Below are 16,038 nucleotides of genomic sequence, written 5' to 3'. Positions count from 1 at the left end.
CTCTTCAGGTGGCCCCGTTTACATGCCCTTGGCCTTGCGTTTGTCGCGCAGAAACACGCCCTTGTCCTCACGCTGCTCCAGCTCGAACAGCTCGCTGGCTTTGAACAGGTCGACGAGTTTCTTGTAGCCGTAATTGCGCGAATCGAAGGAGGCCTGGTTGGCGATGTGGCTGCCGACGCGGCCCAGATGTGACCAGCCGTCATCGGCTTCGGCGGCCTGTACGGCGTTGCGTAGCAGGGTCACGAGTTTGGTGTCGCTCTTGAGTTCCTTGGCGCCCCATTTCTTCACCGTGGCGATGTTGCTGCCAGTGCTGCTGTCGCTCTCTTGCGGCGCCTCTTCGTTGTCGAGATAGAGGAATTTGGAGCAGGCATTCACCAGCGGCAGCGGTGTCTTGCGTTCGCCGAAACCGACCACCGTTTTGCCGTCGGCCTGCAGGCGCGTGGCCAGCGGGGTGAAGTCGGAGTCCGAAGAGACCAGCGCGAAGACATCCACCTTGCGCGTGTACAAGGCATCCATCGCGTCGATCACCAGCGCGATGTCGGTAGCGTTCTTGCCCTTGGTCAGATCGAACTGCTGGATCGGCTGAATGGCGTATTCGTGCAGCAGTTTTTCCCAGGAGCCCAGGCGCTCGCTCTTCCAGTTGCCGTAGGCGCGGCGGATGCTGACGGTGCCGAAACCGGCGAGTTCGTTGAGGATCACATCGACATGCGAGGCCGGGGCGTTGTCGGCGTCGATGAACAGGGCTACGAAGCGGTCATTGCCATTCATGGGGCATCCTGTCGGAAAAGTGAAAGCACTGGAGGTGATCTGCGTTTATTGTAGGCGCCTGTCCTGTGTTTCGTTCGATTCCGCTCATGCGCTTGTTCCTGCTTCTTCTTTTCATGCCATCCGCCGTGCAGGCGTCCGGTTTGCCGCCGGTGCAGACGGGCGATCTGATCTTCCACACTTCGCGCTCGGCGCAGAGTCTGGCCGTGCAGCGCGCGACCGGCTCGCCTTACAGCCACATGGGCGTGATCCTGCTGCAGGACCGTCAGCCTTGTGTGTTGGAGGCGGTGCAAACGGTGCGCTGCACGCCATTGGCAAACTGGATCGCACGCGGCGAGGGCGGGCATTTCGTGTTGAAGCGCCTGAAGGCCGCGCCCGATGCGGCGGCGCAGGCGAAGCTGACGCGGGTGGCAAAGAGCTTTGCGGGTCGGCCGTACGACCTGACTTTCGAGTGGTCGGATGCGCGCATCTATTGCTCGGAGCTGGTGTGGAAACTGTATGAACGTGCGCTGGATATTCGCATCGGCAAACTGCAGCAGCTGCGTGATTTCAAACTGGACGATGCCGCAGTGCGCGCCAAGATGCGCGAGCGCTATGGCGAGCAAGTGCCGCTGGCCGAGCCGGTGATCTCGCCGGTGGCGATGTTCGAATCGGAGCTGCTGGTGGCTGTGGCGCGGAGATGAGGCGTGCTTATAGCAGGCCCGAGGCAATGTTGATGGTAAGCGCCAGCATCGTGGTGTTGAAGGCATAGGCCAGCACGCAATGGCACAGGCCGATGCGGCGCAGATGGGGCGATGTGAAGGATATGTCAGCGGTCTGGCCGGAGGTGCCGATCACGGTGGCGAAGTAGATGAAGTCGAGATAGTCCGGTTTTTCCGTGCCTGGAAACTGCAGGCCACCGTTTCCCTTCCGGCCGCGGTCGCTGTAGAAATCGTGGGCGTAATGCAGCGCAAAAATCAGGTGTACGAAGGCCCAGGCGCTGGCCATTGTCAGTGCAGCCAGCGCGATGTGAGCGTACTTGGGAAACTCATGCAGATCCCGCGCAAGGGTGAGTTGTACGAAGACCGCCACCAGACAAGCCAGGGTTGCCAGTACCACGCCCGCCAGGATCATTCGCCGCCCCTCGTCTTCCACGCGAGCGCGCCAGCGCATGTGTGCAGGTGTGGCGCGTGCCACCATGATTGCGGCTAGCAGGAGATAGCTCCAGACCCCTGCATTCCAGCTCACCAACAAGCGCGTGGCCAGATGTGCCGCTGCTTCGTACGGCAGCAGGAATAAGGTGAGGCTTGCAATCAGGGCCGACGCAAACAGGCGTTTGTGAGCACGCAACACGCGCAAAATGATGTTGCGCGTGTGCAGGGGCGCTTCGGACAATGTCTGTGGATTCATGTCATTCCTGTTCCGAAGATGGGGGCGTCGAAAGACACGCTCTGCGTGGGAACGCGCATGCTGCGGCCAGTTCGCAGGGCGTCAATAAGCGCAGCGCATTGCGCCGGATGCTGTCCTTATTCCTCTTCCACCGGCTCCGGCGGCAGCGGTGCATCGGCCTTCGGCCCTTCCTGCTTGCGCAGCTCGGCCAGGCGGGCGTGTTCGGCCAGCATCGCAGCGCGCGACTCGGGCGTTTCCAGACTGACGCGGCCGAGCTTGCCGTCGCGGTAATCCTGCAGGAAGGCCATGGCGGCTTTTTCCAGATCCAGCGCGCCGCCCTTCAGACGCATGGCGCGGCGCTTGGCGACGGCTTCGATGACGGCGACGCCGTCCATTCCGCTCACGTCGAAACCGTAGCGTTCGGCAACCTGACTGGGGTAGCGGGCCAGCAGTACGTTGGCGAGGAAGGTGGCGACTTCTTCGTCGATCACGGCGTTGCGGCCGATGGCGTGGCTGGCGGCGAGCATGAAGCCGTCGCTGTCGTAGGCGATCTTCGGCCACATCATGCCGGGCGTGTCGAGGATGCTGTGGCGCAGGTCGATGTCGGCGCGCAGCTGGGATTTGGTCACCGCCGGCTCATCGCCCACGGCGCAGATCTTGCGGCCGAGCAGGGCGTTCATCAACGTGGATTTGCCGACGTTGGGAATGCCCATGACGATCATGCGCACGGGTTTGACGTTGTCGTCGCGGTGCGGCACCAGTGCGCGGCACAGGCCGGGCACGCGCGCCACGTCGCCGGCCTTCTTGCACGACAGGGCCACGGCCTTGACGCCGGGCTGGGCGTTGAAATAGGCCAGCCAGGCTTTGGTGATTTCCGGGTCGGCCAGATCGGCCTTGTTCAGGATCTTCAGACAGGGGCGCTGGCGATGTACGCGCATGTCGGTGATCAGCGGGTTGCAGCTGGCCTGCGGCAGGCGCGCGTCGAGGACTTCGATCACGACGTCGATGTTTTCCATGGCTTCGGTCGCCTTCTTGCGGGCGGAAGTCATGTGTCCGGGGAACCACTGGATGGCCATGGGCGTGCTGCGGGGGAATGAGTGAGGGCGGATTGTCCCACGCCGGGGCCGCTTTGGCAGAACGAAGTGCCTGCCTGAAGCGCCGCGCGGGGCGGACTTGTTCAGGCAGGGTGGCTGGAGAGGCTTGCTGGGGGCGGGTTTGCGTAGGGTGGGTTCGCGCAGCAACCCACCATGAGTCTTGCCGATACGTGAAGGAGGGTTGTCGCTGCGCTCCGAACCCACCCTACGCAAAGCCCCGGAATCAGTGTTTCGCCGCGCCCTTCACCAGCCCCAGCTTGTGCTGCAGCCAGTCAAACGACAGATACAGCGCCGGGGTGACGTAGAGCGTGATCATTTGCGAGAAGATCAGGCCGCCGACAATCGCCACGCCCATGGGCTGGCGCAGCTCGGCGCCGGCACCGATGCCGAGAGCAATCGGCAGGGCGCCCATGATGGCGGCCAGGGTGGTCATCATGATCGGGCGGAAGCGCAGGCGGCTGGCGGCGCTAATCGCGTCGTGCGGCGACATGTGCTCCTTGCGCTGCGCCTCCAGCGCGAAGTCGATCATCATGATGGCGTTCTTCTTGACGATGCCGATCAGCAGGAGGATGCCGACCATGGCGATGAAGGTCAGCTCCAGCCCGGCGAGCTGCAGCGAGAGCAGCGCACCGACGGCGGCGGAGGGGATGCCGGCCAGAATGGTGATCGGGTGAATCCAGCTTTCGTACAGCACGCCGAGCACCACGTAGATCACCGCGATGGCGATCAGGATCAGCCACAGCTGGCTGTTCTGCGATTCCTGATACACCGCTGCGTCGCCGGCGAAGGCGCCGAAGACGTTGGCAGGCATGGCCATGTCGTTCTTGATGCGGCGCACCTCATCAATCGCCTGCGACAGGGTAACGTCGGGCGCTAGGTTGAAGGACAGCGTCACGGCAGCGATCTGGCCCTGATGGTTGACCGAGTTGTTCACGGCCGCGCGCTCCATGCGGGCGAAGGCGGTGACGGGCACGAGCTGGCCGGTTTTCGAGCGCACGCGCAGGAATTCCAGCCCGCCTTCGTCGGCCCGGAAGGCTTCGGCCCATTGCAGGATGACGGGAAAGTTGTCCTGCGGCGCGTAGATGGTGGTGACCTGGCGCTCGCCGAATGAGGCATTCAGCACGTTGCGCAGACTCTGCATGTCCACGCCCAGCGACAAGGCCTGATCGCGGTCGATGATCAGCTTGGCCTGCACGGCGCGCCGCTCGGCGTCGGAGTTGATGTCTTTCAGCAATGCTGATTCGCGCAGTTTGCGTTGCATCTGCTCGGCCCAGCCGGCGACCAGATCGTAATCGACGGCCTGCAGAGTGTACTGGAAACGGGCATTCGAGCTGCGTCCGCCGATACGCAGATTCTGGATGGCGGAGAAGGAAATCTGCGCTCCGGGGATGCCGGCGGTGTCGCGGCGCAGGCTTTCCAGCACGTCTTTCATCTTGCCGCGTTCCTTCTGCGGTTTGAGGGTGATGAAGATGAAGGCGCGGTTGTTGCCGCCGGAGTTGGACACCACGTCGAGTACGTGCGGATTCTGGCGGATCTTGTCATCGACCTTCAGCACCAGATCGCGCATTGCGGGCCAGGAAATGTCTTGCGCGGCGGTGATCGGGGCGCGGACCTGGCTGATGTCCTCTTCCGGGAAAAAGCCCTTGGGCATGATCTGGTACAGCGCGATGGTGGCGATGCAGGTGATCAGCGTCAGCACCAGCATCAGCCAGCGGCGTTTGAGGGTCCACGCCAGACTGCGGGTGTAGGCATTCAGCACAGCGTCAAAGCCACGCTCGAAGGCACGGCTCCAGGCGGGGGCGTTGGCGGCTTCATCCGGATGATGGTGGATGAAGCGGGCGGCCAGCATCGGGATGATGGTCAGGGCGGCGACGGCCGACACGGCAATGGACAGTGTCACGACCACGGCGAATTCGTGGAACATCAGGCCGATGACGCCGGGCATGAAGAAAATCGGGATGAAGACGGCAATCAGCGAGACCGAAATCGAGATCACCGTGAAGCCGACTTCGCGCACGCCGCGCACGGCGGCCGGGAAGGGTTTGACGCCATTTTCGATGTGCCGGACGATGTTCTCCAGCACCACGATGGCATCATCGACGACCAGGCCGACGGCAATCGTCAGGCCCATCAGCGAGATGTTGTTGAGGCTGTAGCCGAACCACAGCATCAGCCCGAAAGTGCCCAGCACGGAGGCTGGCAGCGAGACTGACGGAATCAGGGTGGCCGACACGCGGCGCAGGAACATCAGGATCACCAGCATGACCAGTCCGACGGTCAGCAGCATGGTGAGGTTTACGTCGTGGATAGATTCGCGGATCGAGACGGAGCGGTCGTTGAGGATGTTGATATCCACCGAGGCGGGCAGCTGTGCCTTCAGCTTGGGCAGGGCCGCACGCACGGCGTCGACGACCGCCACGGTGTTGGCGCTGGGCTGGCGCAGCACCTGCAGATTGAGGCCGCGCTTGCCATTGACCCAGGACGCGTTCTTGACGTTCTCCACGCTGTCGATCACGTCCGCCACATCGGCCAGGCGCACCGGCTGTCCGTTCTTGTTGGCAACGATCATGCGCGCGAAGTCGGCCGCGTTCTGCAACTGGTCGTTGGCGGTAATCACCAGCGACTGGCGTTTGCCATCCAGCGAACCCATCGGGGTATTGGAGTTGGCGGCTGCCAGCGCGGTCGACAGTTCGCCAATCGACAGATCGCGTGCCGCGAGCTTGGCCGGATCAACACTGATGCGCACCGCGTAACGTTTCTGGCCGTTGATGGTGACTTGCGCTACGCCTTCGAGGGTGGCCAGCGAGGGTGAGATCAGGTTGTCGGCAAAATCGTTGAGCTGGTCCAGCGACAGTGAGGGCGAATCCAGGGTGATGAACAGCACCGGATCATCGGCCGGGTTGACCTTGCGGTAACTCGGCGGGTTGGTCATGTCCTTGGGCAGTTGGCGGTTCGCCCGCAGCAGCGCGGCCTGCACATCGACAGCGGCTGAATTGATGTTGAGCGAGGGGATGAACTCCAGCGTAATGCGCGTGCTGCCGAGCTGGCTCGTCGAGGTCATCATCTTGAGCCCGGCGATGGTCGAGAACTGCCGCTCCAGGACGGTGGCGACCGAGGAGGCCATGGTTTCCGGATTGGCGCCGGGCAGATTGGCACTGACCTCGATGATCGGCTGATTGAATGAGGGCAGGGCCGCAATCGGCAGATTGAACCAGGCGGCGACGCCGGCAATCATCACTGCCAGCCATAGCAAGGTGGTGGCGACCGGACGGTGGATACTCTGCTCGGTGAATTTCATTGCGCGGCGGCCTTGGCTGCCTGACGCTCACGCCAGCGGGCAATGATTTCCTGTTTCTGCTCGTCCGTGGCGGCAGCCCAGCGTTCGGGGTCGTGCGGTGTAAAGCCTTCAGGCAGCGCTACGCTTGTGGATGAAGGCTTGCCTGTAGAGGCGCTTGCAGCCTTGGTCTTCGGGCTGCCTGCCTGTACAGGTCCACTGGATGCGGCTTCGCGGGCAGCCTGTTCGGAGGCCGGCTTGCCGTCTCGTTTGCTACGTCCTTCACCGTTGCCGCCACTCTTTTCTTCGCTGACCTTGCTGCCAGGGCGCAGATTCTGACCACCTTCCAGCACGATCTTGAGGCCGGCTGGCAAGCCCTTGAGCACGGCCTTTTCGCCAGCGATGCGCAGTAGCTCAACTGGCTTGGGCTGCACCGTGCCGTCTTCCTGCATCACGTAGACGAGACGTCCGTTCGGCCCGTTGAGCACTGCCTGGGCGGGCAGTACGGCGGCATCCGCAATGCTGCCGGCTTCTACCTTGATGGAGACATACTGGCCTGGCCAGACTTTGCGCGCGCTGTTATCGAGCTTGCCCTTGACCAGCACATTGCCGGAGGTGCGGTCGATATTGCTGTCGATGAAGATGACCTCGCCGGCCAGCTTGTCCTGTGCGGCGGTGCTGGCGCTGAGCTTGACCGGGCCTTTGCGCATGGATTCGAGCAAGGCCGGCAGATCGCGTTCGGCCAGCGCAAAAGTCACGCCAATCGGGTTCATGCGCGTCAGCTTGACCAGTGCGACGGACGTCGAATTGGAGGTGACGAGGCTGCCGGGGCGCACATTGATGACGCCGGCGCGACCGTCGAAAGGCGCGTGGATGCGCGTGTAGGACTGCGTCACCTTGGCCTGCTCCAGAGCCGCGCGCGCCTGGGCTTGATTGGCCAGCGCCGTATCGGCCTTGCTGCGAGTGGTGTCGAGCGCCGATGGGGCGATGAAGTTCTTGTCGGCCAGTTCCTGGCCGCGTTTCAGATCGCGCTGGGCGATCATGTATGCGGCATCCGCACTGGCCAAGCCGGCGGCGGCCTTGCTGACATTGGCATCATCGTCGCGCGCGTCGAGCGAGAGCAGCAACTGACCACGGCGGACTTCGTCGCCTTCCTTGAAGTGGATCTGGGTGATCATGCCGCTCTTCTGCGGGCGCACATCGACTTCATCCAGCGCCAGCACATTGCCTTGGGCCTCCAGTAGCAAGGGCACGTTTTCGATGCGGCTCAGCGTAGTGGTCACTACCTGAGGCCGATTGCCGCGCGCGGCGGCGCCCTTGGCGTCAGCGGCCAGCTTTGATTCGCCGTTCGTGGGCGCAGAAGCGCTGGCTCCGACGGACGCTGTGTCCTTGTTCTGGCACGCGGCTAGCAGGCCGCAAATGGACAGCAGCAGGGCAAGGGTATAACGACTCATCAAACTCATCTCTGCGTTATCCGCAAAGGCGCCATGGGTAAAGGGGTGCAAGGGGTCGCAGCAACGGAAGCGAATCATTACTCAAGCGTCTTGCCAAGCCAAGCGGCTTTACCGAGCTTAACCAACAAATGTGAAGGATCAGGCATCCCGCTGCTGCATAAATCAGACACTGTAATTCGCTACCGAAAACAGCGGTGTTGCGCCCGAGAGCTTTTGGTGTATATTTATACAGTACCAAGAAAGGCCTGAGTCCCGGCAGTCAGCACTGCCTCGCAAGCTCTGTGCCATAATCTTTCCGACCACTGAGTGAGGTATTACATGGACGACAATAAAGCCAAAGCACTTGCTGCTGCGCTGGCACAAATCGAGAAGCAATTCGGCAAAGGTTCCATCATGCGTCTGGGTGATGGCGAGGTGGTGTCCGACATTCAGGCCATCTCCACCGGCTCGTTGGGGCTGGATATCGCTCTGGGGATTGGCGGTCTGCCGCGCGGCCGTGTGGTTGAAATTTACGGCCCGGAATCCTCGGGTAAAACCACACTGACTCTGCAAGTCATTGCCGAGCTGCAAAAAATGGGCGGTACGGCTGCGTTCATCGATGCCGAGCACGCGCTGGACGTCGTCTATGCCCAGAAACTCGGCGTGAATGTTGGAGATCTGCTGATTTCGCAGCCCGATACGGGCGAGCAGGCGCTGGAAATTGCCGACATGCTGGTGCGCTCCGGTGGTGTGGACATGGTCGTGATTGATTCGGTCGCCGCGCTGACGCCGCGTGCCGAAATCGAGGGTGAGATGGGCGATCAGTTGCCCGGCCTGCAAGCCCGTTTGATGAGTCAAGCGCTGCGCAAGCTGACTGGCAACATCAATCGCACCAATACGCTGGTCATCTTCATCAACCAGATCCGCATGAAAATCGGCGTGATGTTCGGTAGCCCGGAAACCACGACGGGTGGCAACGCGCTGAAGTTCTACGCTTCCGTGCGTCTGGATATCCGTCGTACCGGTACGATCAAGAAGGGTGATGAAGTCATCGGCTCCGAGACCAAGGTCAAGGTCGTCAAGAACAAGGTGGCGCCGCCGTTCCGTGAGGCGCACTTCGATATCCTGTACGGGGAAGGTATTTCCCGCGAAGGTGAAGTGGTCGATATGGGTGTCGAGCACAAATTCATCGAGAAGAGTGGCGCCTGGTATGCCTACAAGGGCGAAAAAATCGGTCAGGGTAAGGATAATGCGCGCGAATATCTGCGCAATAATCCGGCCATTGCCATCGAGATCGAAAACAAGATCCGCGAGGCGGTCGGCGTGATTGCCATTCAGGTGAAAGCGGAGTAATTCAGGTCTGTGAGCAAGAAACCGGTTCCATCACTCAAGTCGACGGCCTTGCGGCTGCTCTCCATGCGCGAACATTCGCGCGTGGAGTTGCGGCGCAAGCTTAAAGCCAAGGCTGTCGAAGGGCAGGACGTTGAAGCCGTGCTGGATCGCATGGCCGAAACCGGCCTGCAATCGGATGTGCGTTTTGCTGAAAGCTTGGTGCGCACTCAGGGCGGGCGCGTGGGCGTCGAACGTTTGCGGCGCGAACTGGCTGATCGAGGCGTGAGTAACGAAATTGCCGCAGCAGCGTTGGGCGAAGGTCTTGTCGAGGATGAGCTGACGCGCGCACGTGCGGTGTGGGCGAAAAAATTTGGTGAGTTGCCGAAGGATCAAAGCGAGTGGGCGCGCCAAGCGCGCTTCATGCAATCGCGTGGTTTTACGGTTGAAGTGATCCGGACAATGTTGAAAGAACCATTTAATGAGTCTGCTTAGGGTAGCCAGCCTGAAGAAACGCTACAAGTCGCGTACCGTGGTGCACGATGTTTCCTTCCAGGTCGGCAGTGGTGAGGTAGTGGGCTTGTTGGGCCCCAACGGGGCGGGCAAGACGACGTGTTTTTACATGATTGTTGGCTTGGTGCGTGCCGATGGCGGCAGCATCCATCTGGATGGTGCGGATCTGACTCACTGGCCGATCCACAAGCGCGCTCATCAAGGTTTGTCTTACCTGCCGCAGGAAAACTCGGTATTTCGCAAACTCTCGGTCAGCGAGAATATTCTGGCGGTGCTTGAGCTGCAGAAGCTGGGTAAAGCAGAGCAGGCGAAGCGTCTCGATGAGTTGCTGGATGAGTTGAACATTGCCCATCTGCGCGATGCGACCGCAATGTCTCTTTCCGGCGGCGAGCGTCGTCGGGTGGAAATTGCCCGGGCGCTGGCAACCCGCCCTCGTTTGATTCTGCTCGATGAACCTTTTGCAGGGGTTGACCCGATTGCAGTGCTGGATATTCAGAAGATCATTAGCTACCTGAAAGCACGTGGAATCGGGGTGTTGATTACCGACCACAATGTGCGTGAAACACTGGGGATTTGCGACCACGCTTACATCATCAATGCGGGTGAAGTGCTGGCGGGTGGTACGCCGGAAGAGATTGTGCAAAATGATCAGGTACGCCAAGTTTATCTAGGTGAACATTTCCGTTTATAACGTTTTTCATCAGGCCGGCATGGGCCGGCTGGTATCACTGTCCGCATGAAACCCTCGCTTCAGCTTCGCTTCTCCCAGCAACTGGCCTTGACGCCACAGTTGCAGCAATCCATCAAGTTGCTACAACTGTCCACGCTCGAACTCAATCAGGAAATCGAGCGCATGCTGCTGGAGAACCCGATGCTGGAACGCGAGGCGGGCGAGGAAGATGAGGGCGCAAGTCCGTCTCTGCCCGAGCCGCAAGAGGCCAGTATGGCCACTGCGGGTGAGGAGTACTCCAGCGAGCGCGTGTCTTCGGGCGAGGACGAGTATGAAGCGGCGAGCGTGGCCGACATGCCCGATAGCATCAACGAAGCCTACGACAGTGTGTCGGATGACGACATCGGCGAGGCCGCCGAATGGCGCAGTGAAGGGGCTTCGCACGGAAGTGGCGATGGTGAAGACGGCGATTTTCAGGATCTCCAGGCCGCAGCGACGTCCTTGCGGGATCATCTGTTGGGTCAGGTTGCCTTGATGGCCATGACGGATCGGGATCGCGCCTTGGTCATGCTGGTGATCGAGGCTCTGGATGATGACGGTCTGTTGCTGCAGGAGCTTGAAGAGCTTCTTCCGCTGATTCCGCCTGAATGGGATGTTGAGCTGGAAGATTTGACGATTTCCCTGCATCAGGTGCAAAGCCTTGATCCGGCAGGAATCGGGGCGCGCAACCTGCAGGAAAGTCTGCTTTTGCAATTGAAGACCCTGCCGGAGAGCGAGTCACGGCGCTTGTCCATGATCATCGTTGATGGCAATCTGGAGTTGCTGGCCGCACGTGACTTCGCCAAGCTCAAGCGCCGACTGTCCTGTAATGACGATGCATTGCGTTCCGCGCAGGAGTTGATCTGCAGCCTCAATCCCCGGCCGGGTGCTCGTTTTGCCGCGCCCGAGACGCGTTATGTGATTCCCGATGTGGTTGTCCGGAAATATCGGGGTGCCTGGACGGTAAATCTTAATTCGGAAGCAATGCCGAGGCTAAGGATTCACAAGGTCTATGCCGATATACTTCACCATAACCGGGGCGTAAGCAGCACACTGTCGACGCACCTGCAGGAAGCGAAGTGGTTGATCAAGAACGTACAGCAGCGGTTTGACACGATCCTGCGGGTTTCACAGGCGATAGTGGATCGGCAGCGACAGTTTTTCGAGCATGGCGAAGTGGCGATGCGTCCGCTTACCTTGCGCGAGATCGCTGAAGAGCTGGAATTGCACGAGTCGACGGTGTCGCGGGTAACGACTCAGAAATATATGGCCAGTGCCCGTGGCGTCTTTGAACTGAAATATTTTTTTGGCAGTCACGTTGCCACCGATACGGGTGGTGAATGTTCAGCTACGGCGATTCGCGCGCTGATTCGCCAGCTGGTTGCGGCTGAGGACGGGCGCAAGCCTTTGTCTGATGCCCGGATTGCTGAATTGTTGGGCCAGCAGGGTATTGTGGTAGCACGCCGGACAATCGCGAAATACCGGGAGTTGCTCAATATTCCGCCGGTCAGTCAGCGCAAGTCGATCTAACAGGAGAGGAGTGTTTTATGAATCTCAATATCACCGGGCACCATCTTGAAGTGACCCCCGCCCTGCGCGAGTATGTCAGCACCAAGCTTGATCGGGTGATTCGTCATTTTGATCATGTGACGGCAACCCATGTAATCCTCTCGGTACAAAAACTCAAACAGAAAGCTGAAGTGACAGTGCACGTGCGTGGTAAGGATATCCACGTGGAGTGTGAAGACGATGACTTGTATGCGGCGATCGATGCGATGGCTGACAAACTGGATCGTCAGGTACTCAAGCACAAGGAGAAAGCCGGTGATCACGGTCATGAATCCGTGAAGCGCCAGAGCATTGCAAGCGCGGACTGAGCGTGCGCGCAACACAGTTCAGCTGTGCTGCGGCCGGACTGGACGCAGCAGGGCGGGCGAGGCCTATAATGGGCCTGCCGCGACTGCAGGATGAAGTCCTGAACTGTCAATTTCCAACCTGACAAGCGGCGAGCTCCGAAAGGAGACTCGCCGCTGTTCTGTAAGTAAGACCGAACCTGGCATGAACCTGATCTCCAAGATTCTTGATCCGCAGCGGATTGTTGTTGATATCGCGCTGAATTCCCGTGCCGCGGTGTTTGAGTGCGTGGGGGCCCTGTTTGAGCAGCATAGCGGTCTGGCGGCCAGGAAAGTGGTCGATGCGCTGACTCAGCGCGAAAAGCTTGGCTCGACGGGCTTGGGCATGGGGATTGCGATTCCGCATCAGCGCGTCAAAGGCCTCAAGGAGACGCAAGGCGCTTTCCTGCGCCTGCGTGACCCCATCGATTTTGATGCGCCTGATGGGGCTCCGGTCAATCTGTTTTTCATCATGCTGGCGCCTGAACAGGCCAATGAAACGCATCTGCGTTTACTGGCAGAGTTGGCGCAGATGTTCAGCGACAAGACGTTCCGCGAAACCCTTTGTGCCGCGCCGGATGCCATGAGTGTTGCGGCAGCTTTTGATGACTGGAGCATCCATGCGTCGAGCGAGCGTAGCCCAGCTGTTTGAGGCCAATCGCACTGCGCTGCAATTGCGTCATGTTGCGGGGCGTCTGGATTCTTGGTTGTCGGTTTCTGATCATCGGGTGTGGCCAGCCGATATGGTGGGTCACCTCAACCTGATTCACCCGAATCGTTTGCAGATCATGGGCGAAGCAGAGTTCGCTTGGGCACGCCAACAAACCCGCGAACACCTTGAGCAGCATTTGTTGGGCATCCTCGCCTGCTCTCCTCCCGGAGTCATCGTTGCTGATGATTGCGACGTGCCGGAAATTGTCCGTCGAGCCTGCGATGAAGCGGGAGTGCCGGTGATGGCCTCACCGCTGGAATCCGCACGCGTGATTGAAGTCCTGCGGGTCTATCTGTCACGCAAGATGGCTGAGCGCGTTTCGCTGCATGGCGTGTTCATGGATGTTCTGGGGGTTGGCGTGCTGGTGACTGGCGACTCGGGCGCGGGTAAGTCCGAGTTGGCGCTGGAGCTGATTACACGCGGCCATGGCTTGGTGGCGGATGACGTTGTAGAAATCTCGCGCGTTGCTTCAGGGATTCTGGAGGGGCGTTGCCCTGAAATGCTCAAGGATTTTCTGGAGGTGCGCGGTCTGGGCATCCTGAATATCCGTACGATTTTTGGCGAAACTGCGTGTCGTCGAAAAATGAAGCTCAAACTCATCGCACATTTGCAGCGTCGCACGGGTGGGCATGATGAGCCTTTGCGTTTGCCGCTTGATGATGACGATATGCAGGACGTGCTGGGGGTCCCCGTGCGCCGCGTTGTGCTGCCGGTTGCGGCAGGGCGAAACCTTGCGGTTCTGCTTGAGGCTGCGGTGCGCAACACGATCCTGCAGCTTCGCGGGATTGATTCAACTCAGGAGTTTGTCGTACGTCAGCGGAGCATTCTGGATAATGATGACCCTTATGACCGCTGACTTTCACAGGTCACAAAAAAGCCCGCCGAATGAAGGCGGGCTTTTTTTGGTGCACTGAGCTCAGCGTTGGCCGATGTCAAAAAATACGACCTCTGCTCCGACTTCTGTGGGCGAATAGCCAAAGCCGATCCGTCCGCGGTTCGGCAGGTCTGCTTCTCCACGACGCAGCACAACCTCATTGCCCGCATCGTCCACCATGAAAGTGCCGTTCGTGCTGGTGTCGATCAACACAAAATGGTTGTGACGCCATTCTATGCGCGAATGGTGCCGTGAGGCACGACGGTCCGCGATGACCAAGTCATTGCCTTCTTCGCGCCCAGCCAGTACCACCGGGTGGTGATCAGATACTGAAAGGTTGTTCTTGTTGTGGCGCAGCATCAAAGAAGTACGCTGCGGCGCGTTGGCGGCGGGGCTGAATACGGGAGATTCGCTGTGATTGGTGGTGTCCAGCACGCTCTGATTGATGCTCAGCGAGGTGGATGTCGGTGAGAACGCCTCGATTGAAGCTGGCGTAGCTGCCGTGCTGCTGGTCGCGGTCGGAGTAACGCCCGGCGGGAATGCGTATACGCGTTCGGTGTAGCCGGGCACTGCGATTGAGCTGGGCGGTTCAGCAACCAGCTGTTTGCGCATGCTCTCCGGCAGTCTGGTGTAACCCTCTCCGCTGATCAGGATCTGGTTGGCAGGGCTGGCCGAGACAAGCTTTTGGGCGAGGGAGAGAGCGGCTTCGTCGGGACGATTGCTAGCGGTTTCGACCGTACCGGCGTGGATCACCACGTGTACGGATAAGGCAACCCCGGAAACGGGCGGTAATTGTTTGACGCGTGCGCGCATGTCGAAGGCTGCGAGTACCGCGTTCTCTCCACGCGGGAAATGCGCGACCAGGCGGCGGCCATCAGCCGACACGGCAAAGCCTTGATAAGCCTCTATCGAGCGCTCGGCGCGTTTTCGGCTACGCTCAACAGCGTGCTGAGTTTCTATTCCACCGATTTTGTCCAGCAGCGAATTATCGCCAGTGATTTCGGCGATCAGGACGCAGGTTTCAGTGGTGATGGGTGTGCTCGTCATTATTCAGGCGGCTCCAAGGATTTGCGTCGAGAGAATCATCATTCTTTATCCAGTGGATCGGTAAGGATTCTGGTGTCGGCGTGGGTGGCAGGCTGACGATCGGGCTGTCAAAGGCGATATCGCCCTCGCTGACAAGGCTATTGCGCGTCAAGGCTTTGAAATCAAACAGCTTGCCATCAGCGAGGTGGCTGGGCACTACGTTCTGAAGGGCAGTGGCAATGGACTCCACTCGGCCCGGAAAGCTGTGCTCCCATTCGCCCAGCAAGGCCTTGATTTGTTTGCGCTGGGCGGTTTCTTGCGAGCCGCAGAGGTTGCACGGGATGATCGGGAAATCCATCGCGCGTGCATATTTGGCGATGTCCTTTTCTGCGCAGTAGGCCAGTGGTCGGATCACCATGTGCTGCCCATCATCAGACAGCAGCTTTGGGGGCATTGCCTTGAGTTTGCCGCCAAAGAACATGTTCAGGAACAGGGTTTCTATCAGGTCTTCGCGATGATGCCCCAAGGCAATCTTGGTCGCGCCCAGTTCGCTCGCGGTGCGATAGATGATGGCGCGTCGCAGGCGTGAGCAGAGGGCGCAAGTAGTTTTACCCTCCGGGATCTTGTCCTTGACGATTGAATAAGTGTCTTCAGTGACAATGCGGTATTCGACGCCGATGGATTCGAAGTAGGCCGGCAGCACTTCGGCCGGGAAGCCTGGTTGGCGCTGATCCAGATTGATCGCAATGATGCGGAAGTCGATCGGCGCGCGTTCGCGCATGTCGCGCAGCAGGTTCAGCAGGGCATAGGAGTCTTTACCGCCCGAGCAGCACACCATGACGACATCACCTTCTTCGATCATGTTGTAGTCCGCGATGGCTTGGCCAATGCCGCGCATCAAGCGCTTTTTCAGGCGCAGGACTGTGTTGGACAAGTCTTCGGGTGTTGGGCTGGCAAGATTCACGATTTGGTCGGGGTTGGGCTGCAAGTGCGTGATTATATCGAAGCTGCTCTCGCTGCCGGTAAAAACTGTGATGGATCAGGGGCTT

General features: G+C 59.9%; 15 protein-coding genes. 8 read left to right on the top strand and 7 right to left on the bottom strand.

The annotated features are described in order from the left end of the window. Positions 1–18 precede the first annotated feature (18 nt). Entirely contained in the window at positions 19–768 is a 750-nt protein-coding gene (locus ABXR19_RS02280) for an NYN domain-containing protein (protein ID WP_354599461.1), read from the bottom strand. A gap of 86 nt (positions 769–854) precedes the next feature. Between ABXR19_RS02280 and ABXR19_RS02275 the strand changes: the two genes are divergently transcribed. Next, positions 855–1,448 carry a YiiX family permuted papain-like enzyme gene (locus ABXR19_RS02275; protein ID WP_354599460.1) on the top strand — a complete coding sequence of 198 codons (594 nt, stop codon included), beginning with the start codon at positions 855–857 and terminating at the stop codon, positions 1,446–1,448. Positions 1,449–1,455: 7 nt separating this feature from the next. Here ABXR19_RS02275 and ABXR19_RS02270 read toward each other — a convergent pair whose 3' ends face one another. The 4 genes from ABXR19_RS02270 to ABXR19_RS02255 all read right to left on the bottom strand — a co-directional run bounded on the left by ABXR19_RS02270 (position 1,456) and on the right by ABXR19_RS02255 (position 7,955). After that, positions 1,456–2,154, bottom strand: coding sequence for a DUF1345 domain-containing protein (locus ABXR19_RS02270; RefSeq protein WP_354599459.1), 699 nt, complete (start codon positions 2,152–2,154; stop codon positions 1,456–1,458). 116 nt (positions 2,155–2,270) lie between these two features. Beyond that, the gene (ylqF, locus tag ABXR19_RS02265; RefSeq protein ID WP_354599458.1) at positions 2,271–3,209 is read right to left on the bottom strand and encodes a ribosome biogenesis GTPase YlqF; all 939 of its coding nucleotides are present in this window, start codon (positions 3,207–3,209) and stop codon (positions 2,271–2,273) included. A gap of 241 nt (positions 3,210–3,450) precedes the next feature. Further along, positions 3,451–6,525: an efflux RND transporter permease subunit gene (locus ABXR19_RS02260; RefSeq protein ID WP_354599457.1), complete on the bottom strand. Its 3,075-nt coding sequence runs from the start codon at positions 6,523–6,525 to the stop codon at positions 3,451–3,453. Beyond that, positions 6,522–7,955, bottom strand: coding sequence for an efflux RND transporter periplasmic adaptor subunit (locus ABXR19_RS02255; protein ID WP_354599456.1), 1,434 nt, complete (start codon positions 7,953–7,955; stop codon positions 6,522–6,524). Before ABXR19_RS02255 ends, ABXR19_RS02260 begins: the two co-directional genes overlap by 4 nt. 318 nt (positions 7,956–8,273) lie before the next feature. Here ABXR19_RS02255 and recA point away from each other — a divergent pair, with 318 nt between their 5' ends. The 7 genes from recA to hprK all read left to right on the top strand — a co-directional run bounded on the left by recA (position 8,274) and on the right by hprK (position 13,945). Further along, entirely contained in the window at positions 8,274–9,287 is a 1,014-nt protein-coding gene (gene recA / locus ABXR19_RS02250) for a recombinase RecA (protein ID WP_354599455.1), read from the top strand. A gap of 9 nt (positions 9,288–9,296) precedes the next feature. Further along, a complete protein-coding gene (gene recX, locus ABXR19_RS02245) occupies positions 9,297–9,758 on the top strand; it encodes a recombination regulator RecX (RefSeq protein ID WP_354599454.1) in 462 nt (153 codons plus the stop codon). Further along, positions 9,745–10,467, top strand: coding sequence for an LPS export ABC transporter ATP-binding protein (gene lptB / locus ABXR19_RS02240; RefSeq protein WP_354599453.1), 723 nt, complete (start codon positions 9,745–9,747; stop codon positions 10,465–10,467). The genes recX and lptB overlap by 14 nt, the downstream gene beginning before the upstream one ends. A 45-nt stretch (positions 10,468–10,512) precedes the next feature. After that, positions 10,513–12,015 carry an RNA polymerase factor sigma-54 gene (locus ABXR19_RS02235; RefSeq protein ID WP_354599452.1) on the top strand — a complete coding sequence of 501 codons (1,503 nt, stop codon included), beginning with the start codon at positions 10,513–10,515 and terminating at the stop codon, positions 12,013–12,015. Between the two features lie 17 nt (positions 12,016–12,032). Beyond that, a complete protein-coding gene (hpf, locus tag ABXR19_RS02230) occupies positions 12,033–12,362 on the top strand; it encodes a ribosome hibernation-promoting factor, HPF/YfiA family (protein WP_354599451.1) in 330 nt (109 codons plus the stop codon). A 181-nt stretch (positions 12,363–12,543) separates the two neighbouring features. After that, positions 12,544–13,029, top strand: a complete 486-nt coding sequence (locus ABXR19_RS02225) for a PTS sugar transporter subunit IIA (protein ID WP_354599450.1) — start codon at positions 12,544–12,546, stop codon at positions 13,027–13,029. Then, complete coding sequence (gene hprK / locus ABXR19_RS02220; protein ID WP_354599449.1) at positions 12,998–13,945, top strand: HPr(Ser) kinase/phosphatase; 948 nt, start codon at positions 12,998–13,000, stop codon at positions 13,943–13,945. Before ABXR19_RS02225 ends, hprK begins: the two co-directional genes overlap by 32 nt. A gap of 60 nt (positions 13,946–14,005) precedes the next feature. Here hprK and ABXR19_RS02215 read toward each other — a convergent pair whose 3' ends face one another. Continuing rightward, positions 14,006–15,010, bottom strand: coding sequence for an FHA domain-containing protein (locus ABXR19_RS02215; protein ID WP_354599448.1), 1,005 nt, complete (start codon positions 15,008–15,010; stop codon positions 14,006–14,008). Next, positions 14,985–15,887, bottom strand: a complete 903-nt coding sequence (ttcA, locus tag ABXR19_RS02210; protein WP_435594294.1) for a tRNA 2-thiocytidine(32) synthetase TtcA — start codon at positions 15,885–15,887, stop codon at positions 14,985–14,987. Before ttcA ends, ABXR19_RS02215 begins: the two co-directional genes overlap by 26 nt. Between the last annotated feature and the right edge of the window lie 151 nt (positions 15,888–16,038).

Source organism: Uliginosibacterium flavum, from assembly GCF_040566545.1.
In the GTDB taxonomy this organism is placed as follows: domain Bacteria; phylum Pseudomonadota; class Gammaproteobacteria; order Burkholderiales; family Rhodocyclaceae; genus Uliginosibacterium; species Uliginosibacterium flavum.
Note: the sequence above shows the minus strand (reverse complement) of the source record. Positions and strands in the feature narration are given on the sequence as shown.